Here is a 23,862-nt window from a genome sequence, read left to right as displayed (position 1 = left end):
GTCCTTTCATGCCACTAAAAACTGTCGCTGGTGCTGTAGCTGCCGCCGCTGCTGCTGTCCGAGCTGCTGCTACTGCCACTACCGCTGGAGCGGCCGTTTGATGTGCCGCCCGATGCGCTGCTGCCCCAGTTGCTGCCGCCCGAATTGCCGCGCCCCGAACGCCGGCGCGAGCCGGAAGAGGACGAGCCACCGCCGCTGCTGGCCAGCGCGCCCACCACCGCCACCACCACGGCCCCCACCGTCAGCAGCACGGTGCCGGTAAGCTTGGCGCCGGTCTTGCCGACTTCGATCCACGAGATCGTACCATCGTCGTCATGGTAAGGCCCCAGCTCGCGCGTGTGGCGCCCGATTTCCGCGTGCACCTGCTGTTCGCTGTACTTGCCGTTCACGTAGCCGTCCAGCACCTGCCGCAGATCCAGTTCGTCCTCGAAGAAGTGGCGCGTCACGCCGCCCGCCTGCGGCAGCGCCTCGAGCAGCCGGTCCCGGATTTCGCCGGCCAGCAGCCGTTTTTCGCGGGCCTCGCGCAGGCGCTCCGCCAGCGCGCCGTATGCCTGCTCCAGCGCGGCGCGCTCCTGCCGCAGGCCGGCCAGGCGCTGCACCAGCGCGTCGTCTTCCGCTGCCGGGGTGGCGGCCGCCTGCGCCGCCAGCTCGTCGATGGAACGGGCCTGCAGGAAATTCCGCACCAGCTGCTGCGCCGCGACATAGCGCGCGTCGCTCTTGTCCGCGTAGGCGGCCAGCACCGCGCGCACGCCGGCGACGGCGCCCTGCTGCAAGTCCAGCTCGCGGCTGCGCTCGGCCAGGCGCGCCTCGGCGCCCGGCAGGCCCAGCGCGGCGGCGGCGGCGTCAAGCAGCTTGTGCTCGGCTTGGGCCGCCTGCGCCAGGTCCGCGTCCAGCAAGCAGGCGCGGCGCGCCAGTTCCTGCTGCATCTCCAGCAAGGTCTGCTCCGAGGCGCGGTTTTCCTTGAAATGGCAGAGCCGCGCGACCCAGGCATCCAGCATGCGCACCGGCGGCAGCGCGCCGTAGCTGCGGTCGCCGTAGCGGCGCTGCCGCAGGTAGGCGTACAGGCTGCCCTCGGCCTGGTAGGGGCCCAGCTTGGCGCTGCATTCGGCGCTCAGCTCGTGGTGGTCCGGCTGGAAGGCATCGCGCGCCTGGCGCGCCAGCACGTGCGTCTGCGCACTGATGACGAACGCCGTGTCGGCGGCCAGGTTGGCGTGCAGCTGGCTGCGCAGCGCCTCGCACTCGCGGCGCGCAAGGTCGCGCGCGGCCAGCGCCTGCGCCACCGTGGCTTCGGCCTGGGCCAGCCGGGCGCGCTCGCGCTGCTCTTCGCGCGCGCGGTCGGCCAGTTCGCTCTTGACCCGGTTGCCGAACTCGACCTGCTGGTCCAGCTGGAGCTCGGCCACCTGTCCCAGCAGCCCGGCGCTGGCGGCGTCGCACCCGGCCTGGCGCGCGGCGGTGTCGGCGCTCTGCCGTTCGATGCCGGCCAGGGCCTGCTCGTGCTGGCTGCAAAAGGCCTCGAGTTCCGCAATGTAGGTATCCTGCTCCATCACCACTCCGTAATCGTGTCGGGCTGCGCCTTCAGCGTGCGCGCGTAGCGCACCGTGAGCGAGTTGGCCGGCTTGCTGCCCATCTCGCGGCTGTCCACGTGGCCGCTGGACTGCTTCTCGGCCTTCACCCTCTCATACTCGCTGCGGCTCACGCGCACGCCATAGAATTCGGTCCAGGTGCTGTCGCCGGTTTCCGCATTGCGCACCGGGACTTGCACATTGTTGCCCTCCGCGTCCAGCGCTTCGACAATCAGGTACCAGGACTTGCCGCCCGATGCGTTGTAGTTGCGCTCCACTCCCGAGCGCACACCGTCGCGGTCGGCCACCAGAATGTTCAGCGGCAGCCTGGCGAAGCTCAGCAAGGCCTCAGCCTGCGCGGCCAGCGCCTCCACGCGCCCTGCGTCCAGCTGCGCGGCGGCACTCAGGGCCGACTGCGACAGCGCCTGCACGCGCAGCCTGTCGTCGCCGGACAAGCCCATCTTGCCAAGCAGTGAAACGACTTGGCGCACGTCCTGCAGGTGGCCTTCCGCCAGGGCGGCCTGCGCCAGCTGCGTACCCAGTTCCGTTACGGCGAGCTGCGCGGCGGTGGCGCCGGCGCCATTGTTTTCTTCCAGCGCCAGTTGCACCTTGCGCACCTGCTGCCGGATGGCCGGCGCGTTCCACAGCACCGCTTCGCTGTACTGGCGCTGCAGCGCCAGCATGGCCGATTGCGCCCCAAGCATCAGCTCCAGCCGCTGCAGCGTGTGCTGCGCCTGCGTCAGCACGGCTTGCGCGGACTGGGCTTCGGCCTTGCGCTGGCCGAGCGCCGCCAGGAAGGCGCCGCGGTTGTCTGCGGTGATGGCGTCCGCTTCGGGCGCGGCGTCCTTCAGCGTTGCTTCGGTTTGTTGCAGCCCGGCCTGCACCTGGGCCAGCATGGCTGCGGCGGGCCGCAGCTGCGCGTGGGCCGCGCCGGAGCGTCCGGCCAGCTGCACCGCCTGCGCGATCACGTCCTTCTGGCTGGCGCGCGCCTGCTCCAGCACCTCGGCCAGCTGCGCCACGTGTTCGCGGCTGTCGCGGTGCAGGCGCCAGTGGTCGCGGTAGTTCATGCCGCCCCACATGGCCAGGCAGGTCGCGGCGCAGCCCAGCCACAGACCGTAGGCCTTCGCGTGCTCGCCGCGCTTGACGTACAGGCGCGACAGCAAGCCGGCCAGCTTGCCCGGCGCGGCGGGACGGAATTCCAGGCGGCCGTCGAAGTAGGCGCGCACGCCTTGCGCGACCAGCGCGTCGTCCACCGGGATGTTGTGCGCCGCGTAGTAGTTGCGGATGCGCTGCTCCGCGTCGGCGCGGCGGCGCGGCAGGTCGAGATGCTCGGCCACCACCATTTGCCGGTGGCGCAGATCATCAATGATGGACATCGCTCCCAGTTGTTCGGACAGCCTGCCTGCCGCCACTAAGCAGCGCCCTTGTTCAGCAGGGCGATGAAGCGCTGTTTGCTGTCCTCGGTGGCCGCTTCGATCTCTTTCGAGGTGCGGGTCGATTCCTCGCGCAGTTCTTCGATCAGTTTCAGGCTGCTGCCCTGGAATTCAACGATGGCGTTGGCCAGCGCGCTCACCGAGCTGGCCTTCAGCGTGGAACCGTAGCCGGCGCGCAGGCCCGCTTCGAGCTGCTGGCCGCCGGCCTTGGCCAGCGATTCCAGGCCCTGGTTGATGCCGTCGGTCATGGCGTCCATGGTGCTGGTGGTTTCTGCCAGGCCGGCCATCGAGGTGAACGACGCGGCCAGGCCGGTGAACACCACTTCGTTGGTGGCGAAGAAGGTCACGGCGCGCTGGTAGATGCGCTCCTTGACGGTATGGGTCTGCTGCAGGCGGGCGAACACCAGTTCGGCCGTGTTGTAGGAGGTCTTCAGGTCGTCGGCGATGTCTTTCACGATCTGGTAGGACTTGTCCTCGTCCTGCACCGCGCGCAGCGCTTCGTCGCGCGCCAGTTCCAGGCGCGCGCGCTCGACGGCGTCGGCCACGTTTTCGGTGGCCTTGTTGGCCACGTCCAGCGCAACCTTGCGGCGCTCCAGTTCGGCGGTCGCCGTTTCCAGCACCTGCTGCGCGTCCACCTCGGCCGTTTTCAGCGCCATGCGGAAGTCGCGGTAGGCTTCCAGGATGGCGTTCTCGCGCTGGATCTGTTCGTTGGCCGACTTGGCCACGTCCAGGTAGGTGGCGCGGATGTCGTTGAAGCGGTCGGGAATCGAACCGCGGCGCATCTTCATCCAGCCCATCTGGATGCGTTCCTGGAAGTCGATCTTGCCGTCGGCCATCCAGCCGCTCATCTTCTCGGCATCCTCGCGGATGGAGTTGAAGCCGGTGGTGATCTCGGCGTAGCGGGTGGAGATGTCCATGCCCTGGATCTGGTCGCGCACGGCGGCGTTGAAGGTGGACGAGTACTGCAGCGTGGTGGCGATGGCCGTGATTTTCACGGCATCGTATTTGGAGACTTTCTCCAGCAGCGGCACCACCGGAGCAGCCTCGCGGTTGCCCAGGTTGACGCCGATGGTGCGCAGCGCATTGACTGCACGGTCGAGATAGCTGATTTGGTTCATTCGAGACTCGCAAGTGATGGGTTTGCTATAAAGAAAGTAGCCCGCAACGCATCTTATAACAAAAACATCCTTGCGAAAATCTCACCCGGCTTTTATCGCTTGCGGAACCGCAAGCCCGGCCAAAGCCGGGCCCATATTGGGCAGCAAACCAAGCAGCAAATTCGGCAACGGGCCCGGAGCCAGGTTCGGCGCCGGATGCGCCGAATTCACCGCGCCCGCCAGGCGCTGGCGCGACTTGCGCGCCGTGTCGCATAACAGGCACATGGCTCAGGCCTCCGCCGGCTGCGGCGGCAGCGCCTGCTGCGTCCGCTTCCACGCAGGCAGCTGCTGCATGCGCCCGAACCAGGCCATCAGGTTGGCGTAGCCGCCCAGCGGCAGCGCGGCCTGGTCGAGGTACATGATGGGCGCGGCCAGCGCCAGGTCGGCCAGGGTCAGGCTGTCGCCCACCACCCACTGGCGGCCCGCCAGGTGCTTGTCCAGCACGGTGGCGTAATCGGCCAGGTCGCTTTCGCCGCGCTCTTCTTCGCGCGCGTCCGGTCCCTGGCCGGTCACATAGCCTTTCCAGATACGCTCCCAGGTCAGCACGCCGATGGCCGGCGAGAGGTGCTGGCAGGCCCAGAACATCCAGCGGTTGACGTCGGCGCGCACACGCACGTCCTGCGGGTAGACGGTCTGGCCCGGCGTCTTCTCGGCCAGGTACTGCATGATGGCGCAGGATTCCCACAGCACGAAGCCGTCGTCTTCCAGCACCGGGATCTTGCTGTTGGGATTGAGCTCGCCCAGGCGGCGCCGGTCGTCCGCGCTCATCAGGTCAACTTCGACGAATTCCACCGCCGCCCCCAGGTGGGCAGCCAGCATGGCCACGCGGCGGGCATTGGACGAAATCGGGTGGTGGTATATGCGCATGGCTGGCTCCGTTTGTGATTAGCGATAAAGCTATATTAAGAGACAGCCATGACAGTTTCTGTCAGTAGCGTTAGGCTATAAATCCGCGCTACAGATCCACTTTCATGCTGAGCTTGACCGTGCGCGGCAGGCCGGCCGACAGGCGCGTGCCGCCGGCCGCCCAGTACTGCTTGCCGCTTGCGTTTTCCACATTGGCTTGCCAGGTGGTGCGCTTGCCGAACGCCTGCGTCACGTAACGGGTACCGGCGCTGAACAGGGTGACGCCGCCCAGCCAGGCCTGGTTCAGATCGTTCACCGGGCGCTTGCCGGTATGGTAGGCGCCGCCGTTGATCGACCAGCCAGGCAGCGCCGCCGGCGCGTAGGACAGGAAGGCGCTGGCGGTCTGGCGCGCGGCGTTCTCCGGCAGCTTGCCGTTGTAGGCGGCGCTGATGTTGCGGAAACGCGGAGCGAGCCACTGCGCCGAGGTTTGCCACGCCAGTTCGCGCGTGAGCTGGCCCTGGGTGGACAGCTCCAGGCCGCGGTAGCGCTGCTGGCCGTCTGCCACGTAACGGTTGGCACTGTTGGTGTAGTAGCCGGGACGCTCGATCTCGAACAGCGCCGCCGACAGCAGGGTGCCGCCGTTGCCGCCACCGGCGCGCCAGCGCGTGCCCAGCTCGCGCTGCTTGCTGACGCCCGGCGCCAGGCGCTCGCCCTGGTTGGCGGTGCCGGTGGGGCCGGTTTCGCCCTCTTCCAGGCCTTGCGCGGCGGAAGCGTAGAAGCTCAGCTCCGGCGCGGCCTTGTAGACCACGGCCGCCATCGGCGCGGTCTTGGCGGCGTCGTAGCGCGCCGCACCCTGCTCGCTGCGGTAGCCGGCGCGGCGCAGGCCGGCGATCAGCTGCCACCGCGCCCCCAGCTCCATGCGGTCCAGCGCGTACAGGCCGGCGTCGCGCGAGGCCAGCGCCGCCGTGGTGGGCGCCGTGGGCACGGCGCCGTAGACGATGCCGGCGATCGGCTGCGGGTGGTACAGGTTTTGCGCGGCGATGGTGTAGTTGGCCTGGTAGATCGGATCCTGGGTCTTGACGGTGCGGGCGGCGCCCAGGGTCAGCTCGTGGCGGATGGCGCCGGTGCCGAAGCTGCCGGCCAGTTCCGCCCGCAGCAGCTCGGACGCGGTCACCGAGGTCTGGATGTTGCCGTTGATGCGGCCGGCGCCGGTGGCCACGGCGGCGTTGTTGTTGAAGCGGAAGATGGCCAGGCGGCGGCCGCGCTCCGTCTCCGAGCGGCCTGCTTCCACGGTCAGCGCCCAGTTGTCGCCCAGCGCATAGTCGGCACGCAACTGGGCGTTGGCCACGCGCGCTTCGAAGAGGGCTTCTTCGGGGCCGGCCGGGCGGCGCGGGTCCACCGCGCGCGGCAGCGGGATGGCGCCGTCGGCCACGGCCGGCAGCGCGACGCCCACCTGCTCGGTCATCTTGCGGCGGTCGTATTCCAGGTCCGCTTTCAGCAGCAGGCGCGGCGACACGCGCCAGTCGAAGGCGGCCGAGGCGAAGCGGCGCATGCCGTCGTCCACGCCGTCCAGGTGGGAGCCCAGCACGCCGCCGGCGGCGTTCACGCGCAGGCCGAATTCGTTGGCGCCGCCGAAGCGGCGCGCCACGTCGGCGCTGGCCACGGCGCTGCCGTTATCGTCGATCTGCAGGCCGGCACTGGTGACGGGGGTGGCGCCGGCGCGCCTGGTGACGAAGTTCACCACCCCGGCCGGCGTGGTGAAGCCGTAGTACAGCGCCGAGGCGCCCTTCAGCACTTCCACCCGCTCCTTGTTCTCCATCGCCACCTGCGAGAAGTTCATGATGGGCAGCGAGCCGTTCAGGCGGTAGTTGGTGCGGTTCTCGACCGGGATGCCGCGTATTACCAGCTGGTCCCAGGTGTCGCCGGCGTTCTGCTGGCGCGTAACGCCGGCGGTGTTGCGCAGCGCGTCGTACAGCCCGCCCGCGGCCTGCAGTTCCAGCACGTCGCGCGTGACCACGTTGACGGTGGAGGGCACGTCCATGATGCTGCTGCCGCGGAAGCTGCCCGCTTCCACCGTGTTGGGCAGGAAGCCCTGCGCGCGCGCGGCGGTGACGCGCACCGTGCCGAGCACGGTATCGTCCTGGGCCCAGGCCAGGGACGAGGCGGACAGCACGAAAGTGAGGAAGAAAAAGCGGGGCATGACGTGGCTTTCAAATTTGCAGTGACTGACCCGGCATCATATCGCAAATGAGAATCATTCTCAAATTTGGGCAAAAAAAACCCGCCGGGGAGCGGCGGGTGAAGTCCAAAACTAGGGATGTCCTGAAAGAGACGGTTCCACTATAAGCCCGGGGGGCCGCGCACTCTGTGCGCTGACTAACGCAATCGGCAACTGCGGCGGCAACTGCGCGGCCAACCGCGCCTAGCTCTCCTCCGTGATGCAGTTTTCCTCGCGCCAGGTCTTGAGCAGCGCGTGGCGCGGGGTCGGATAGCGTTCTGCAATGCTGTCGGCGGACCGGATGCGGTCCATGCGGAAATGGCGCAGCGCGCCGCGCATTTCACAGAACGCGGCCAGCAGGCGCCGGCCCTCGAAGTAGGCCAGCGCGAATGGCCATACCACGCGCTCGGAGGCGCGCCCCTGCTCGTCGCTGTAGCAGATGCGCAGCTTGTGCTGGCGCCGTATCGCCAGCCGCGCAGGCAGGATGTGCGGGTCTTCCTGCTGCTGGTTGAAGCCGATCGGCACCCACAAGCTGGTTTCGGCCATGTCGTCGCGCAGGTCTTTCGGCGTGGCGGTGGCGATCTTGGCCAGCGCGCTGGCGGCGGCACGGGCCAGGTCCGGGTCGCCCTGGCGCTTGACCCAGCGCGCACCCAGCACCAGCGCCTCCAGCTCGTCGGCGCCGAACATCAGCGGCGGCAGGAAGAAGCCGGCGCGCAGCAGGTAGCCCACGCCGGCCTCGCCTTCCAGCGGCGCGCCCAGCTCGGCCAGGGTCTGCATGTCGCGGTAGATGGTACGCTCGGACACGCCCAGCTGCTCGGCCAGCACCGCCGCCGTCACCGGGCGCCGGCTGCCGCGCATGGCGTCCATCAGCTGGAATAGTCTTCCGGTACGGCTCATCGTGCATCCTTTGGTATTGCTGTATGAAAAATGCCGCCAGGCTTGCGCGTGGCGGCATTGTCGCGGGGCGGGAGTGTTACACCACAGCGCCGTCGGTTTCGTCCTTCTCCTTGATCGGCTTGATCAAGTCTTCGCGCTTCACGCCCAGCCACATGGCCACGGCGGCGGCCACGAACACCGACGAGTAAATGCCGAAGCAGATACCGATGGTCAGCGCGATGGCGAAGTAGTGCAGGGTCGGGCCGCCGAACAGCAGCATCGACAGCACCATCATCTGGGTGCAGCCGTGGGTGATGATGGTACGCGAGATGGTGGAGGTGATCGCGTTGTCGATCACTTCATGCACCGAGGCCTTGCGCTGCTTGCGGAAATTTTCGCGGATACGGTCGAAAATAACCACCGACTCGTTGACCGAGTAGCCCAGCACCGCCAGCACCGCCGCCAGTACCGTCAGCGAGAATTCCCAGCCGAAGTAGGCGAAGAAGCCCAGGATGATGACCACGTCGTGCAAGTTCGCGATAATCGCCGCCACCGCGTATTTCCACTCGAAACGCACGGCCAGGTAGATCATCACGCCGACGATCACCATCACCAGCGCGTTCAGGCCGTTCTGGGCCAGCTCGTCGCCCACCTGCGGGCCGACGAATTCCACCTTGTTCAGCTGCACGGTCTCGGCGCCGGCCGCGTCCACGCAAGCGTTCTTGGCGATCTGCTCGCCCTTGGCGGAGACGGTCTCCATGCGCTTGATGCTGCCGCTGTCGGCCTTGCACAGCGCCTCGAACACCTTCTGCGACGCGTTGGCCGTGTCGGTGCCCTTGGCGCCCTGCACGATCGGCAGTTTCAGCATCACGTCGCGCGCGGTGCCGAAGCTGGTCACTTCAGGGTGCTCGTAGCCCAGGCCCTGCACGGTGGCGCGGATGCCTTCCAGGTTGGCAGCGTGCGGGTACTTCACTTCCATCACGGTGCCGCCCTTGAACTCGATCGACAGGTTCAGGCCCTTGTGCAGCAGGAAGAAGACAGCCGCCACGAACGTCAGCGCCGACACCACGTTGAAGATCAACGCGTGGCGCATGAAGGGGATGTCTTTTCTAATGCGGAAAAATTCCATGTTGTTCTACCTTCTGTACGGTTATTTCGACTGGCCTGGAACCCAGACCGTGCCGATAGCGATGGACTGCAGCTTCTTCTTGCGGCCGTACCACAGGTTGACCACGCCGCGCGACACGAAGACGGCGGAGAACATCGAGGTCAGGATGCCCAGGCAGTGCACCACGGCGAAGCCGCGCACGGCGCCCGAACCGAACACTAGCAGCGCCAGGCCGACAATCAGGGTGGTGACGTTGGAGTCCAGGATGGTGGCGAAGGCGCGGTCGAAGCCGGCCGCGATGGCGGCCTGCGGCGATGCGCCGGCGCGCAGCTCCTCGCGGATGCGTTCGTTGATCAGCACGTTGGCGTCGATCGCCATGCCCAGCGCCAGCGCGATAGCGGCGATGCCCGGCAGGGTCAGCGTGGCCTGCATCATGGACAGCAGCGCGATCAGCAGCAGCAGGTTGACGCCCAGCGCCAGCACGCTGAAGAAGCCGAACATCATGTAGTAGGCGATCATGAACACGGCGATGGCGGCAAAGCCGTACACCATGGACAGCTGGCCCTTCTTGATGTTCTCGGCGCCCAGCGCGGGGCCGACGGTGCGTTCTTCGATCACGGTCATCGGTGCGTACAGCGCGCCGGAGCGCAGCAGCAGCGCCAGCTCGGCCGAGTTCTCGGCGTTGCCCATGCCGGTGATCTGGAAGCTGCTGCCCAGTTCACTCTGGATGGTGGCCACCGACAGCACTTCCGGCTTGCCCTTCTGTTCGTACAGCACGATGGCCATTTTCTTGCCCACGCGTTCACGGGTGGCTTCACGCATCTTGCGGCCGCCGTCGCCGTTCAGGTCGATCGACACGGCAGGCTGCTGGTTCTGGTCGAAGCTGGCGGTGGCGCGCGAGATGTAGTCGCCGCTCAGCACGATGTCCTTGTACAGCACCACAGGCACGTTCTTGCCGACGGTGAACAGCTCGGAATTGAACGGAACGGCCGCCTGCAGTTCGGTGCCGGGGGTGATGCTCTCGTCCACCATGCGCACTTCCAGCGTGGCGGTGCGGCCGATGATGGCCTTGGCGCGCGCCACGTCCTGCACGCCGGGCAGCTGGACCACGATGCGGTCCGGGCCCTGCTGCTGGATCACCGGCTCGGACACGCCCAGTTCATTGACGCGCTTGGACAGCGTGGCGATGTTCTGGCGCACGCCGTTGTCCATTGCGTCCTTCAGGGCGGCCGGCTTCAGGCTCAGCGTGAGCAGCAGGTCGGCGCCGTCGCTGCCGTCGGCCATGGTCAGGTCCTGCTGCTGGTCGGCGATGGCGGCCCTGGCGGCGGTGCGGGTGGCCGCGTCGCGGAACTTCACCTCGACGGTGTTGCCCTTGCGCTCGATGCCGGCGTGGCGGATGTTCTTGTCACGCAGCTGGCTGCGCACAGCGGTCTGGATGCCTTGCACGCGCTTGTCCAGCGCGGCCTGCACGTCCACCTGCATCAGGAAGTGCACGCCGCCGCGCAAGTCCAGGCCCAGGTACATCGGCAGCGCGCGGATGCTTTGCATCCAGGCCGGCGTGTTGGCCGTCAGGTTGTTGGTGACGATGTAGGTCGGGTCGTTCGGGTCCGGGTTCAGGGCGCGTTCCAGCGACAGCTTGGCCTTGAACTGGGTGTCGGTGTCGTTGAAGCGCACGCGCACCGAGACGCGGTTGCCGGCGCCATCCAGGGTCACGGCTTCATGCGCCAGTTTCTCCTGTTTGAGCAGGCTGTCCACGCGGGCGCTCAGCTCGCTGGTGACCTTGACGGTGGACTTGCCGCTGGTGACCTGCAGTGCGGGGGATTCGCCGAAATAGTTCGGCGCCGTATACAGTGCGCCCAGCAGCACGGTAATGGCGATGATGATGTACTTCCAGACAGGATAGCGATTCATATATTCTGCGTTCCAGGAGAGACTCAAACGGGCCGCGTATGCTGGATAGGCGGCCCGTGGTGATTACAGCGCTTTCAGCGTGCCCTTAGGCAGCAGCGTGGTGATCGATGGCTTCTGCACCACGATCTCGGTGCCGGCGGCCACTTCCAGGGTCACGTAGACGTCGGTCACTTTCGAAACCTTGCCCAGGATGCCGCCGGCGGTGACGACTTCGTCGCCCTTGGCCAGTGCGTCCATCATCGCTTTCTGTTCCTTGGCGCGCTTTTGCTGAGGACGGATCATCAGGAAATACATGACCACGAACATCAGGACCAGCGGCAGGAAGCTGGTGAGGTTGCCGCCCAGGCCGAGTGCGTCTGTAGGGGCTTGAGCGTAGGCATTGGAAATGAACACAGGGAACTCCAGTAGTTATATTAGTTTGAAAAAATAGCGCTGTATTCTAGCATTGGCCGGTCCGGGCTAGACGTTTCCACCATGTGGGGCCGGTAAATGTTTTTGCAAGCTTGCCGCTTAGACTCCGCGCGCCCGGTCGGCATGGAATTGCGTCACCCAGGCCGGGAATCGGTCCTCGTCCAGCGCCTCGCGCATCTGGCGCATGATGTCGAGGTAGTAATGCAGGTTGTGGATGGTGTTCAGGCGCGCACCGAGGATTTCCTGCGAGCGGTGCAGGTGGTGCAGGTAGGCGCGCGAGAAGTTGCGGCAGGCGTAGCAGGAGCAGGTTTCGTCCAGCGGCTGCGTATCTTCCTTGTAGCGCGCGTTCTTGATCTTGACGTCGCCGAAGCGGGTGAAGATCCAGCCGTTGCGCGCATTGCGGGTCGGCATCACGCAGTCGAACATGTCGACACCGTTCGACACGCCGGCCACCAGGTCTTCCGGCGTGCCCACCCCCATCAGGTAGTGCGGCTTGTTGGGCGGCAGGCGCGGGCCGACGTGGGCCAGCACGCGCATCATGTCTTCCTTCGGCTCGCCCACCGACAGGCCGCCGATGGCCAGGCCGGGGAAGTCGATCTCTTCCAGCTTGGCCAGCGATTCGTCGCGCAGGTTCTCGAACATGCCGCCCTGGACGATGCCGAACAGCGCGTTCGGGTTCTCGCCGCGGTTGAACTCGTCCATGGAGCGCTGCGCCCAGCGCAGCGACATGCGCATCGACTTGGCCGCTTCGTCCACGGTGGCCGGACGGCCCTGGATTTCATACGGCGTGCATTCGTCGAACTGCATCACGATGTCCGAGTTCAGCACGCGCTGGATCTGCATCGAGATTTCCGGCGACAGGAACAGCTTGTCGCCGTTGATGGGCGAATTGAAGTGCACGCCCTCTTCCGTGATCTTGCGCATGTCGCCCAGCGAAAACACCTGGAAGCCGCCCGAGTCGGTCAGGATGGGCTTGTCCCAGGCCATGAAGCCGTGCAGGCCGCCGAACTTGGACATCACGTCGTTGCCGGGGCGCAGCCACAGGTGGAAGGTGTTGCCCAGGATGATCTGGGCGCCGATTTCCTTCAGTTCCAGCGGCGACATGGCTTTCACCGAGCCGTAGGTGCCGACCGGCATGAAGATCGGCGTCTGCACTTCGCCATGGTTCAGTTTCACGGTGCCGCGGCGGGCCTTGGTCAAGCCGGTGGTATCGGTCTTGATGAGTTTAAATTCCAGCATGGTTTTCCTTATTGTGCCCGGGACTGCGTCGTCAGCAGCATCGCGTCCCCGTAGCTGAAGAAGCGGTATTCGTTGGCGATCGCGTGGGCGTAAGCCTGGCGGATCTCTTCAAAGCCTGCGAAGGCCGACACCAGCATCAGCAGGGTCGACTTCGGCAGGTGGAAATTGGTGATCAGGCGGGTGACCGACTTGAACCGGTAGCCCGGGGTGATGAACAGGGCCGTGTCGGCGCTGCCGGCTTCGATCCGGCCGCTCTGCGAGGCCGATTCCAGCGCGCGCAGGCTGGTGGTGCCCACGGCGACGACGTCGCGGCCGGCGGCGCGGGTGGCGCGCACCGCGTCCACGGTGGCCTGCGGCATGGTGTACCACTCGGTGTGCATCTTGTGCTCGGCCAGGTTTTCGGTGCGCACCGGCTGGAAAGTGCCGGCGCCCACGTGCAGCGTGACGTAGGCGAAATTGACGCCCTTGTCGCGCAGCTTTTGCAGCAGCGCTTCGTCGAAATGCAGGCCGGCGGTGGGCGCGGCCACGGCGCCCGGCACCTTGTTGAACACGGTCTGGTAGCGGGTTTCGTCGAACTCGTCGGCGGCGTGCTCGATGTAGGGCGGCAGCGGCAGGCGGCCGTGCGCTTCGATCAGCTCGAACACGTCATCCTCGAAGTGCAGGGTGTAGAACTCGCCGGCGCGCTCGCCGACGGTGACGTCGAAGGCGTCGGCCAGGCGGATCTTCACGCCGGGGCCGGGCGACTTGGAGGCGCGCACCTGGGCCAGCACGGTGCGGGTGTCGAGCACGCGCTCGACCAGCGCCTCGACCTTGCCGCCGCTGTCCTTGACGCCGAAGAAGCGGGCTTTCAGCACGCGGGTGTCGTTCATCACCAGCAGGTCGCCGGCCTGGAGCTGGTCCAGGATATCGGTGAACTGGCGGTCGTGCAGCGCGAGCGCCGCGCCTTGTCCATCCACGTGCAGCAGGCGCGATGCGCTGCGGTCCGGCAGCGGAAATTGCGCTATGCGCTCCTGTGGCAAGTTAAAATCGAAATCTGATAGAGAATACATGACGCACTTCTGAAACTGTTGGGCAACCCTCTATTTTACGCTAGTAGACGGAAGCACCTGCGAATTTGCCTAACCTATGCCCGTACCGACGCAAAAACCTGTCAAGAAAGCACCCGCCAAGGGCGGCAAGCTCACCGCCGCCAACGCCGAAGCCAAGCTCGCCAAACTGGGCCTGCGCACCGATATGGACCTGGTGCTGCACCTGCCCATGCGCTACGAGGACGAAACCCAGGTGTTCACCATCGCCGACGCCTGCCTGCGCGGCGGGCAGACCTGGCAGGTGGAGGGCGTGGTGACCAGGAACGAAATCACCTTCAAGCCGCGGCGCCAGCTGCTGGTGCACATCGCCGACGAGACCGGCGACATCCAGCTGCGCTTCATGAACTTCTACGGCAGCCAGGTCAAGCAGCTGGCCGAAGGCACGCGGGTACGGGCGAGGGGCGAAGTAAAGCACGGTTTCTTCGGCGCCGAGATGGTGCATCCGGTATACAAGGTAATCAACGAAGGCGCGCCGCTGCCCACCGCGCTCACGCCGGTTTACCCGTCCGGCGAAGGCCTGCCGCAGTACTTCCTGCGGCGCGCCATCACCGAGGCCATGAAGCGCGTGGACTGGACCGACACCCTGCCTGCTGAGCTGGTGCGGCGCATGCACCTGAGCGACTTCGAGCCGGCCGTGCGCCTGCTGCACTCGCCCACGCCGGAAGTGGACGAGCACGCGCTGATGGACCGCTCGCACCCGGCCTGGACGCGGGTGAAATTCGACGAACTGCTGGCGCAGCAGCTGTCGCTGAAACGCGCACAGCAGGCGCGCCGCTCCAAGGGCGCGGCCGCGCTGAAGAAGGTGGGCCAGTTATCGACAGCCTTCCAGGCCGCGCTGCCGTTCAAGCTGACCGGCGCCCAGCAGCGCGTGCTGGACGAGATCCGCGCCGACCTGCGCCAGCAGTATCCGATGCAGCGCCTGCTGCAGGGCGACGTGGGCGCCGGCAAGACCGTGGTGGCCGCGCTGGCTGCGGCGCAAGCCATCGACAGCGGCTACCAGGCCGCGCTGATGGCGCCCACCGAGATCCTGGCCGACCAGCACTTCCGCAAGATCGCCGCGTGGATGGAACCGCTGGGCGTGAGGGTGGTGTGGCTGACGGGCAGCCTGAAGAAGAAGGAAAAGACGCTGGCCACCGAACTGGTGGAGTCCGGCGAGGCGCGGCTGGTGATCGGCACCCACGCGCTGATCCAGGACACGGTGCAGTTCGAGAACCTGGGCCTGGTGATCGTGGACGAGCAGCACCGCTTCGGCGTGGGCCAGCGCCTCACCCTGCGCAACAAGGGCAACACGGGCGCCATTCCGCACCAGCTGATGATGTCGGCCACGCCAATTCCGCGCACCCTGGCGATGACCTACTACGCCGACCTGGAAGTGTCGGTGATCGACGAGCTGCCGCCGGGCCGCACGCCCATCGTCACGCGCGCCATCGACCAGAACCGGCGCGACGAAGTGGTGGCGCGCGTGCACGCGGCGGCGCTGGAGGGGCGGCAGGTGTACTGGGTTTGCCCGCTGATCGAGGAATCCGAAGCGCTGCAGCTGCAAACCGCCACCGAGACCCACCAGTTGCTGGCCGAAGCGCTGCCGGACCTGAACGTGGGCCTGGTGCACGGCCGCCTGAAGCCGGCCGAGAAGCAGGCCATCATGGACGCCTTCAGCGCCAATCAGATGCAGGTGCTGGTGGCCACCACCGTGATCGAGGTGGGCGTGGACGTGCCGAACGCCTCGCTGATGGTGATCGAACACGCCGAGCGCTTCGGCCTGTCTCAGCTGCACCAGCTGCGCGGGCGCGTGGGGCGCGGCTCGGCGGCCAGCGTGTGCCTGCTGCTGTACCAAAGCCCGCTGGGCCAGATCGCAAGGCAGCGCCTGATGACGATGCGCGAGACCACCGACGGCTTCGAAATCGCACGGCGCGACCTGGAGATACGCGGCCCCGGCGAATTCCTCGGCTCGCGCCAGAGCGGCCAGGCCATGCTGCGCTTCGCCGACCTGGAGACCGACGGCTGGCTGGTGGACCAGGCGCGCGACGCCGCCCACGCCCTGCTGCACGATCCGGCCAGCGCGGAAACCGTGGCAACCCATCTGGAGCGCTGGCTCGGCGGCCGCGAAGAGTTCCTGAAAGTGTAGCCTAGCCGTGCGCCAGGATGGCTAGCTCGCCACGGCCAGCCACAGCGGGCTGCCTGGCAAGTGTGCCAGGTTGCTCTGCCAGGCCGGACTCAGTTTCGTCAGCCAAGCCAGCGCCGCCTGGGTCCGGGACGCATCCTCCACCGTTTCGCCCGGCCAGGAGAGGGTCGAACTGCCGGTCAGCGCAGCGTCGCCCTTGGGCGCGAGTGGATGCGGCACCTTCATCTCGGACAGCACGCGCACCGCGCGCTCCTCTTCACTACTGAGCTGCGGCAAGGCGATACCGCAGATTTTGATCAGCGCGAAGAAGATCAGGCTCATTGTGAGGCACAGGCTGGAACAGTATTTGCCGCTGACGGCGGCGCAACCGGCCGGCGGGGCGTGTGTACCAAGCCCGCTGGGCCAAGTCGCCAAGCGGTGGCTGATGACGCCGACAGAGTTGCAGTAATTGCATGAAGTTGCGCGATGGAACGGGGTGTGCGAAACTCGCCCACCTAATGCGCACACTCTCCACCTCCATCCTGTCCCTGGCCGTCGCTGCAGCCTGTTTGCAACTGGCGAAGCCCGCGCATGCCGACCAGCAGTACGTGGCAGGCCCCGTCACACCTGCGGTAGCTGTGGCCGCGCCATCCGCGCCTACGCCTGCAACGCCGGCGCACGCACCGGCGGCCGCTGCGGCTGCTGCATCGACGTCGCCGGCGCCAGCGGCGACGGCAGCGGCGGGGGCTACCGCCACCGCATCAGCAAGTTCCACGCTGGGCGTGACGGTGGTGACGGCAGTGGGAACGACAGCTGGCGCCATGCTGGGCGCGATGCTGGGTCCGAAACCAGCGCCGGCGCCGGTGGCGGCGACGCCTGAAACTGGAACAGCCGCAGCAGAGAAGCCGAAATCCAGGTGGCTGTGGCCGCTGGAAAGCGCCAAAGCCCGCGTCAGCAGCTTCTTCGGCGCGCTGCGCGGCCGGCGCGCGCACGGCGGCGTCGACATCTCCACCCCGGTCGGCACGCCCGTCAAGGCAACCGACAGTGGCGTGGTGGTGGCATCCACCAACCGCTACCTGGGCGACAAGAAGTACGGCGAAGTGGTGGTGATCGAGCACTTGAACGGCTTCAAATCGCTGTACGCACACCTGAACACGCGCGACGTGAAGGTCGGCGACGAAGTGAAGGCCGGCCAGTCTATCGGCCAGTCCGGCCAAACCGGCCACTCAACCGGCCCGCACCTGCACCTGGAAGCGTTCTACAACGGCGCCCGCACCGACCCGGGGCATCTGCTGGCGGGCCTGGAAGACATCGCGCTGCCGTCGGCGCTGAACGCCAAGCAGTACACCTCGACCGACGGCAGCTTTGTCACCAAAGCGCCCTACGTGGCGCCCGCGAAGGCAGGAAAGGCCGGGAAAACAGGCAAGACTGGCAAGACAGAGAAGAGCTCCAGCAAAGCCAAAGCGGGCAATACCGGCAAAGCGGCGCCTCAGAAGCACATCAAGAAGCGCGCGCCCAAGTCCAGCAAGAATTCCGGCCGCAAGTAGGCCAGGAACACCAGCGCCAGCACGCCCGCCATTGCCGCACGTATCAGCCAGACCTTCATGCTGCCCTCCCGCGCCTACGCAGGCTTGAGCGCGCCGCGCGCCAGCGGACGCTCGTCCACCGGCAGATTGGCCAGCCCCGCCATCACGCCCAGCGCAATCGCAATGCCCCACACCACGTTGTAATTGCCCTGCAAGGCGAACAGGTAGCCTCCCAGCCACACGCCGAGGAAACTGCCGATCTGGTGCGAGAAGAACACCACGCCAGCCAGCATGGACATGTGCTTGACGCCGAAGATGCCCGCGATAACGCCGTTGGTGAGCGGCACCGTGGACAGCCAGATGAAGCCCATGGCCGCCGCGAACAGGTACACCGACATGGAAGACAGGGGCGCCAGCAGGAACAACCCGATCACGATGGAGCGGATGAAGTAGATCCCCGACAGCAGGTAGCGTTTGGGCACCATGCCGCCCCACTTGCCGGCGTAGTAGGAACCGAAGATGTTGAACAGGCCGATCAGCGCCAGCGCCATCACGGCCAGCCTGGGGTCCGCCATGCCCTTGTCCTTCAGGTAGGCCGGCAGGTGCACCGCGATGAACACCACCTGGAAGCCGCACACGAAATAGCCCGCCACCAGGAACAGGAAGGAACGGTTGCGCATCGCTTCGCCGAAGGCATCGCCGATGCTCTGGTGCGCGGCGCCGGCCGGCGCCACCGGCGGCTCGCGCAGGAAGAGGGCCATCGGCACCATGGCGATGATGACCGCCGCCGCCAGCATGTAGAAGGCGCCCTGCCAGCCGATCGACGAAATCAGGTACTGCTCCAGCGGCATCATGAGGAACTGGCCGAAGGAACTGGCGGCGCCGGACACGCCGAAGGCCCACGAACGCCGCTCCACCGGCGCCACGCGGCCGATGATGCCGCTGACCGCGCCGAACGCGGTGCAGGACAGCCCGAGGCCGATGAATACGCCGGAGCCGGCGATGAACAGCGTGGGCTGCGTGACCACCGCCATCCACACCAGGCCAGCCATGTAGCTGAGCGCGCCGACCAGCACCACGCGCATGGTGCCGAAGCGGTCCGCCGCCATGCCGGCGAAGGGACCGAAAGCGCCCCACAACAGGTTCTGCAGGGCCAGCGCCAGCGAATAGGTTTCGCGGGTCCAGCCGTTGGCTTCCGAGATGGGCTGCATCCAGAAGCCGAAACCGTGGCGCACGCCCATGGCCAAAGTCAGCACCACGCCGCTGGCCAGCAGCACGGATTTGAGCGTCGGTACGCGGTCTGATGTGAACATGGCGTGGCTCCTGGTTTTTATGGTTTGTTGTTGATGCGGTTACGACGCGTCGGCGCTGTAGCGCACGCCGATCTGGGCGCGCATGGTGTCGAGAATGCCCATCAGGGCGATGCTCTCGTCGAGCGGCATAACCGGGCTCTCCAGCAGACCGGCGCGCAGGCAGCGCACCACTTCGGCCGCCTCGTGCGGGTAGCCGTTGCCGCTGCGCGGAATGTGCAGCTCGGTCTTGCTGCCATCGGCCAGTTCCACCGTCAGCGAATTGGTGTAGTGGAAGCGCGAGTTCAGCCGCACATGGCCCTTGTCGCCGGAGATGGTCAGTTCGCACGGCGTGCGGGCGCGCAGGCTGGACAGGCAGGAGGACACGGCGCCGCTTTCATGCTTGAGCGTGAACGCGGCCTGCACGTCGACACCGGTGGCGCCCAGTTCGCCCTGCGCCTGCACCGAGGCGACCGGCCCGAGGAAATAGGCCGACAGCGACAGCGGGTAGATGCCCAGGTCGAGCAGCGAGCCGCCACCCAGCTCGGGGTTGAACAGGCGGTGCTCAGGGCCGGCGTCCGAGGCGAAGCCGAAGTCCGCGGTGACGCCGGCGGGCTTGCCGATGTCGCCGCTGTCCACGATGCGCTTGGCTTCCACGATGGCCGGCATGAATCGGCTCCACATGGCTTCCATCATGAACAGCTTTTTCTCGCGCGCGAGGGCGACGATTTCTTCGGCCTGGCGGCGGTTCACGGTGAACGATTTTTCCACCAGCAGCGCCTTGCCGGCGTTCAGGCACATGATGGCATTCTCGTAGTGCATGGGGTGCGGGGTGGCGATGTAGATGACGTCCACGTGCGGGTCGTCGGCCAGCGCCTGGTAGCTGGCGTGGCGGCGCTTTACGCCGTATTGCGCGCCGAACTCGTCCGCGCTTTCCTGCGTGCGCGATGCTACCGCTACCAGTTCGGCGCCGGGGGTGTCGCGCAGGCCTTCCGCCATTGCCTTGGCGATTTTTCCCGTGCCCAGTATGCCCCAGCGGATTGCCTTGTCCATCGTTTCTTTCGCTTTCTGCCGCACGGGCGGCGCTGCGGCGGGTCAGGCGCGTTCCGCGCTAACCCGCCCTACGGGTTGCATGTTGACGCTTCGGGCGGAAGACCGCGGCGTCGCTATAGAATTCTTCGTCCTGCTGCGGCCACCAGCCCGGCACGCCGAGCACCGGCAGCGGGGTGAAGGAGGCCTTGCTCAATCCTTCGTCCTGCAGTTGCCGCGCCACTTCCGCGTCCAGCCAGGCATGCTGGGCGGCGCGGTCGAGCGCGAAGTAGCCTTCGTCCGCCATCACCACGCGGGTGTGGGCGGTGATGGCCTTGTACGGCGCCACCAGTTTTTCCATCAGCGCGTGGCCGAACAGCCAGACCTGTGCCTGCCCTTCGCCGAACAGCGCGCGCCGGCCGATAAACGCCGTGCGCCAGTCGTGGCCGCGCAGCGCCTGCACCAGCGCCCTGCCCTGCTGCGTGTCGTGTACCACCAGCAGCGCGGCGTTCTCGTCGAACAGCGTGGCGGCGTCGCGCGCCGGTCCGCGCGATTTGCCGACGCCGTCCTGCGCGATCTGCGCGGCCTGCAAGGCGTTCAGCTGGCGCTTGATGCGCGGGAAGCTGAGCCACACCAGGGCGTTGAAAAAGTCGTGCAGGTTTTCGCGCGTGGGCACGCCGCCCGTGGCGCCGATGAACTCCTCGTAGGCCACGCCTTCCGGCAGCGCGCTTTGCGGCACGAACGCCAGCGGCAGCCCTTGATGATTGCACAATTCGCGCGCGCCCGCTTGCGCGTTGAAGAAGGGGATGATGCTGGCCGCGCCGAAGTCGCTGTCGACACGCGCCGCCGCAGCAGCGGCGCGCACCGAGTGGTACCAGGGACGCGCCCAGTCGATTGCTGCAAACACGCTAGTAGCCAGCCTTACGCCATCTTCCAATTGATGGTTTCGCCCGCGTTCAGCGGCACCACCTCCAGCTCGCCCAGCGGCAGCGTAGCCGGCAGCGTCCACTGCTCGCGGCGCAGGGTGATGGTGCCGGCGTTCGGCTCCAGGTTGTAAAAGGCCGGGCCGTTCAGGCTGGCGAACGCTTCCAGCTTGTCCAGCGCGCCGGCGCGCTCGAAGGCCTCGGCGTACATTTCCATCGCGTGCAGCGCGGTGTAGCAGCCGGCGCAGCCGCAGGCGTGTTCCTTGGCGCCCTGCGCGTGCGGCGCGGAGTCGGTGCCGAGGAAAAAGCGCTCGTCGCCGCTGGTGGCGGCCGTCATCAGCGCCAGGCGGTGCTCTTCGCGCTTCAGGATCGGCAGGCAGTAGTAGTGCGGGCGGATGCCGCCCTTGAAGATCTCGTTGCGGTTGTACAGCAAGTGGTGCGCGGTGATGGTGGCGGCGATCGGGCCTTCCGCTTCAGCCACGTATTCTGCCGCCTGGCGGGTGGTGATGTGCTCGAACACCACTTTCAGCTCCGGGAAGTCCTTGCGCAGCGGGCGCATCACGCGTTCGATGAAGACCGCTTCACGATCGAACACGTCCACTTCCGGATCGGTCACTTCCCCATGCACCAGGAAAGGCAGATCCAGTTCCTGCATCACTTCCAGCGTCTTGTAGCAGTTTTTCAGGTCGGTCACGCCGGCGTCGGAGTTGGTGGTGGCGCCGGCCGGGTATAGCTTCACGGCGTGCACGACACCGCTGTCGACGGCGCGGCGGATCTCGTCCGGGTCGGTATTGTTGGTCAGGTACAGCGTCATCAAAGGCTGGAAGCTCATGCCTTCCGGCAGCGCGGCCAGGATGCGGCTGCGGTAGACCTCGGCGGCGGCCACGGTGGTGACCGGCGGCTTCAGGTTGGGCATGACGATGGCGCGGCCGAACTGGCGCGCGCTGTGCGGCAGCACGCTGGCCATGGTGGCGCCGTCGCGCAGGTGCAAATGCCAGTCGTCTGGGCGGATGATGGTGATGCTGTCAGGGGTTGCAATGTTGGACATGGCGGCTGCTCTCAGTGAGGAATGCCGCCATTTTACCCTCTGCGCCCGGCATGACGCACAGTTGCGCAGACCGTTTGACAGGGCATCGCCAGTGGCGTGCCGTGAAATCCTACGTGGAGGCTACTCATGGATACGATTTCCGCCAGCGACGCCAGCGCCCGTCTTCATAGCTTGATTGATGAAACGGCAAGCAATCATACGCCGGTCACCATTACCGGGCCAAACGGCAGCGCCGTGCTCGTTTCGGCCGAGGACTGGGCCGCAGTACAGGAAACCCTTTTCGTCCTGTCCGTGCCGGGCATGCGCGAGTCCATACGCGCAGGAATGGCCGAGCCGTTGGAAAACAGCAGCGAGGAACTAAGCTGGTGCGCTGGCGCCTGGTTTTTACCAGGCAGGCGCAGAAAGATGCGCAAAAAATCGCCGCCGCTGGCTTAAAAGACAAGGCGCATGTCCTGCTCGACATCCTGGCGTCAGATCCCCTTGCCACTCCGCCGCGCTACGAAAAACTTGTCGGCGATCTGGCGGGCACCTATTCCGGGCGCATCAATATTCATCACCGGCTGGTCTACGAAATCATCGCGGACCGAAAGACGGTCCGCGTCCTGCGCATGTGGTCACATTACGAATGACTACTTCGCGTCCTGTGCGGCCACCCAGGCTTTCACGTCTGCCAACATCTTGTCGAGCGCGGCGCGGTCGTACGCGGTGCCGCGGCTGACCACCATGCGGACCTTGCGGGTGGCGGCGATGTCCTGCAGCGGGTCCGCGTCCAGCACCAGCAGGTCGGCGGCTTTGCCTTCCGCTACGCTGCCATAGCGGTCCAATTTGCCCAGGAAACGCGGGCCGGCGATGACGGCGCTCTGCAGCGCCTGTGCCGGCGTCAGGCCGTATTTCACGTACAGGCCGATTTCGTCGTGCAGCGCCTGGCCGGGATAGTCGAACGAGTTCAGGAAGCCGGCGTCGGTGCCGGCCACGATGCTGACCCCTTCCTGCGCCAGGATGGGCAGCAGCGCGGCGGATTTCTCGAACAGGGCGTGGCGCAGGGCGACCGCTTCCGGGCCGTCCTTGGCGGCGCGCTGCACGCGCCAGTCGTAGGTGGCGCGCAGGCCTTTGCCGATGTATTGCAGGTAGGCGTCCTTGCCGTGGTCGTTCTTGTCGAGATAGGCGGTGACGTAGGAACCGTACAGCGTGGGCACGATGGCCGTGCCGGCGGCGGCCATGCGCTTGAAGGCGGCGCGCGCGGCCGCTTCGTCGTAGCTTTCCAGGCTCAGCTTCATGGCGTCCCGGCTGGTCAGCTTGCCTTCGGCCACCTGCGCCGTCAGCTCGGCCTCGCGCGGAGTGGCTGCGCGCAGCAGGTAGGACTGGTGTTCCACCGTGCCCAGGCCGGCGTTGAACATGGTGTCCAGCGTGAGCTGCACCGGCACGTGGCCGGAGGTGCGCATGCCGCGCTGCCTGGCCTGCTTCAGCGCTTCCAGGTACAGCGCCGGCGTGAGCGTGTTTTCGGTGATCTTCACGAAGTCCACCTTCTGGCCCTGCAGCTGGTCCAGCGCGGCGCTCACTTCCGCCGGGTTGCCGACTTCGATGGTGCCCTTCCACAGCGGCTTGATGCCCTCCAGCTTCTGGCCGGAGGTGAAGATGGTGGGGCCGCTCATCTTGCCCGCGGCGACTTGCGCGCGCCAGTCCAGCACCGTGCCGGCCAGGTCGCCCGAGCAGTCGCGCACGGCGGTGATGCCGTGCGCCAGGTAGAGCGGCATCAGCTGCTTGTTTTCTTCGATCAGTTCCGGCCCGCCGCCGAAGTGCACATGGGTGTCCCACAGGCCGGGCATCAGGTATTTGCCCGGCAAGCGGATGGTCTTCTTCGGTGCGTAGTTCTTCAGCGCCTTGTCGTCCACCACGGCCAGGATGGTGTCGCCCTTGAGCACCACGGACTTGCCTTTGACGGCCTTGCCGGCTGCGACGTCGATCAGCGTAGCCTGGGTCAGCACCAGGTCGGCCGCGATCTTGTCGGCGGCGTGTGCGCTATGGAGCAGGCCGAGCGTAACCAGCGCGGCGGAGAGGGTTTTCATCGACGGCATGGCAGTGTCCCTGGAAATTCGA

The 23,862-nt window shown here is 66.6% G+C and carries 20 protein-coding genes and 1 pseudogene; 4 read left to right on the top strand and 17 right to left on the bottom strand.

The genetic code is table 11. From position 1 onward, the window contains the following. Positions 1 to 14: 14 nt before the first annotated feature. The 11 genes from ASD15_RS00195 to queA form a co-directional block, all read right to left on the bottom strand. A complete protein-coding gene (locus tag ASD15_RS00195; RefSeq protein WP_057152672.1) occupies positions 15 to 1,544 on the bottom strand; it encodes a hypothetical protein in 1,530 nt (509 codons plus the stop codon). Then, positions 1,544 to 2,974 (bottom strand): DUF6384 family protein, encoded by a 1,431-nt coding sequence (locus ASD15_RS00190; protein WP_267877819.1) that lies wholly within the window; start codon positions 2,972 to 2,974, stop codon positions 1,544 to 1,546. The genes ASD15_RS00195 and ASD15_RS00190 overlap by 1 nt, the downstream gene beginning before the upstream one ends. Next, positions 2,974 to 4,113, bottom strand: a complete 1,140-nt coding sequence (locus tag ASD15_RS00185) for a hypothetical protein (RefSeq protein ID WP_057152670.1) — start codon at positions 4,111 to 4,113, stop codon at positions 2,974 to 2,976. The genes ASD15_RS00190 and ASD15_RS00185 overlap by 1 nt, the downstream gene beginning before the upstream one ends. A gap of 267 nt (positions 4,114 to 4,380) precedes the next feature. Next, entirely contained in the window at positions 4,381 to 5,019 is a 639-nt protein-coding gene (locus ASD15_RS00175) for a glutathione S-transferase family protein (protein ID WP_057152668.1), read from the bottom strand. Between the two features lie 88 nt (positions 5,020 to 5,107). Then, positions 5,108 to 7,198, bottom strand: coding sequence for a TonB-dependent siderophore receptor (locus tag ASD15_RS00170; RefSeq protein WP_057152667.1), 2,091 nt, complete (start codon positions 7,196 to 7,198; stop codon positions 5,108 to 5,110). Positions 7,199 to 7,420: 222 nt separating this feature from the next. Then, positions 7,421 to 8,113 (bottom strand): YafY family protein, encoded by a 693-nt coding sequence (locus tag ASD15_RS00165; protein ID WP_057152666.1) that lies wholly within the window; start codon positions 8,111 to 8,113, stop codon positions 7,421 to 7,423. A 76-nt stretch (positions 8,114 to 8,189) separates the two neighbouring features. Further along, entirely contained in the window at positions 8,190 to 9,221 is a 1,032-nt protein-coding gene (secF, locus tag ASD15_RS00160) for a protein translocase subunit SecF (RefSeq protein WP_057152665.1), read from the bottom strand. 21 nt (positions 9,222 to 9,242) lie between these two features. Continuing rightward, positions 9,243 to 11,111: a protein translocase subunit SecD gene (secD, locus tag ASD15_RS00155; RefSeq protein ID WP_057152664.1), complete on the bottom strand. Its 1,869-nt coding sequence runs from the start codon at positions 11,109 to 11,111 to the stop codon at positions 9,243 to 9,245. Between the two features lie 63 nt (positions 11,112 to 11,174). After that, on the bottom strand, positions 11,175 to 11,504 hold the full coding sequence (gene yajC / locus ASD15_RS00150; protein WP_025595760.1) for a preprotein translocase subunit YajC: 330 nt from the start codon (positions 11,502 to 11,504) through the stop codon (positions 11,175 to 11,177). 117 nt (positions 11,505 to 11,621) lie between these two features. Beyond that, the gene (tgt, locus tag ASD15_RS00145; RefSeq protein ID WP_057152662.1) at positions 11,622 to 12,761 is read right to left on the bottom strand and encodes a tRNA guanosine(34) transglycosylase Tgt; all 1,140 of its coding nucleotides are present in this window, start codon (positions 12,759 to 12,761) and stop codon (positions 11,622 to 11,624) included. 8 nt (positions 12,762 to 12,769) lie between these two features. Continuing rightward, positions 12,770 to 13,810, bottom strand: a complete 1,041-nt coding sequence (queA, locus tag ASD15_RS00140) for a tRNA preQ1(34) S-adenosylmethionine ribosyltransferase-isomerase QueA (RefSeq protein WP_057152660.1) — start codon at positions 13,808 to 13,810, stop codon at positions 12,770 to 12,772. Positions 13,811 to 13,886: 76 nt separating this feature from the next. Here queA and recG point away from each other — a divergent pair, with 76 nt between their 5' ends. Then, the gene (recG, locus tag ASD15_RS00135; RefSeq protein ID WP_057152658.1) at positions 13,887 to 15,974 is read left to right on the top strand and encodes an ATP-dependent DNA helicase RecG; all 2,088 of its coding nucleotides are present in this window, start codon (positions 13,887 to 13,889) and stop codon (positions 15,972 to 15,974) included. Positions 15,975 to 15,995: 21 nt separating this feature from the next. On the opposite strand, the gene ASD15_RS00130 is transcribed toward recG, so the two are convergent. Next, on the bottom strand, positions 15,996 to 16,292 hold the full coding sequence (locus ASD15_RS00130; RefSeq protein WP_057152656.1) for a hypothetical protein: 297 nt from the start codon (positions 16,290 to 16,292) through the stop codon (positions 15,996 to 15,998). 176 nt (positions 16,293 to 16,468) lie between these two features. On the opposite strand from ASD15_RS00130, the gene ASD15_RS00125 reads away from it, so the two are divergent. Continuing rightward, entirely contained in the window at positions 16,469 to 17,497 is a 1,029-nt protein-coding gene (locus tag ASD15_RS00125; protein WP_157200775.1) for a M23 family metallopeptidase, read from the top strand. Between the two features lie 74 nt (positions 17,498 to 17,571). On the opposite strand, the gene ASD15_RS00120 is transcribed toward ASD15_RS00125, so the two are convergent. Genes ASD15_RS00120 through pyrC form a run of 4 tightly spaced genes read right to left on the bottom strand, consistent with a single transcriptional unit; the run spans position 17,572 to position 21,765 of the window. Further along, positions 17,572 to 18,789, bottom strand: coding sequence for an MFS transporter (locus tag ASD15_RS00120; RefSeq protein ID WP_057152652.1), 1,218 nt, complete (start codon positions 18,787 to 18,789; stop codon positions 17,572 to 17,574). Between the two features lie 39 nt (positions 18,790 to 18,828). After that, entirely contained in the window at positions 18,829 to 19,818 is a 990-nt protein-coding gene (locus tag ASD15_RS00115) for a Gfo/Idh/MocA family protein (RefSeq protein ID WP_057152651.1), read from the bottom strand. Between the two features lie 58 nt (positions 19,819 to 19,876). Then, a complete protein-coding gene (locus ASD15_RS00110; protein ID WP_057152648.1) occupies positions 19,877 to 20,701 on the bottom strand; it encodes a DUF3025 domain-containing protein in 825 nt (274 codons plus the stop codon). A 14-nt stretch (positions 20,702 to 20,715) separates the two neighbouring features. After that, positions 20,716 to 21,765, bottom strand: coding sequence for a dihydroorotase (gene pyrC / locus ASD15_RS00105; RefSeq protein ID WP_057152646.1), 1,050 nt, complete (start codon positions 21,763 to 21,765; stop codon positions 20,716 to 20,718). A gap of 126 nt (positions 21,766 to 21,891) precedes the next feature. Between pyrC and ASD15_RS31445 the strand changes: the two are divergent. Both ASD15_RS31445 and ASD15_RS00100 read left to right on the top strand, forming a co-directional pair. Beyond that, positions 21,892 to 22,131: pseudogene (locus tag ASD15_RS31445) on the top strand (type II toxin-antitoxin system Phd/YefM family antitoxin); the annotation flags it as partial. Beyond that, complete coding sequence (locus ASD15_RS00100; protein ID WP_057152644.1) at positions 22,131 to 22,394, top strand: Txe/YoeB family addiction module toxin; 264 nt, start codon at positions 22,131 to 22,133, stop codon at positions 22,392 to 22,394. The pseudogene ASD15_RS31445 and the gene ASD15_RS00100, both read left to right, overlap by 1 nt. On the opposite strand, the gene ASD15_RS00095 is transcribed toward ASD15_RS00100, so the two are convergent. Next, a complete protein-coding gene (locus ASD15_RS00095) occupies positions 22,395 to 23,840 on the bottom strand; it encodes an amidohydrolase family protein (protein ID WP_200953897.1) in 1,446 nt (481 codons plus the stop codon). It lies immediately after the preceding gene. Positions 23,841 to 23,862 lie beyond the last annotated feature (22 nt).

Source organism: Massilia sp. Root351 (assembly GCF_001425045.1).
Classification (GTDB): domain Bacteria; phylum Pseudomonadota; class Gammaproteobacteria; order Burkholderiales; family Burkholderiaceae_D; genus Rugamonas.
This window is presented reverse-complemented; position numbering and strand designations above follow the sequence as displayed.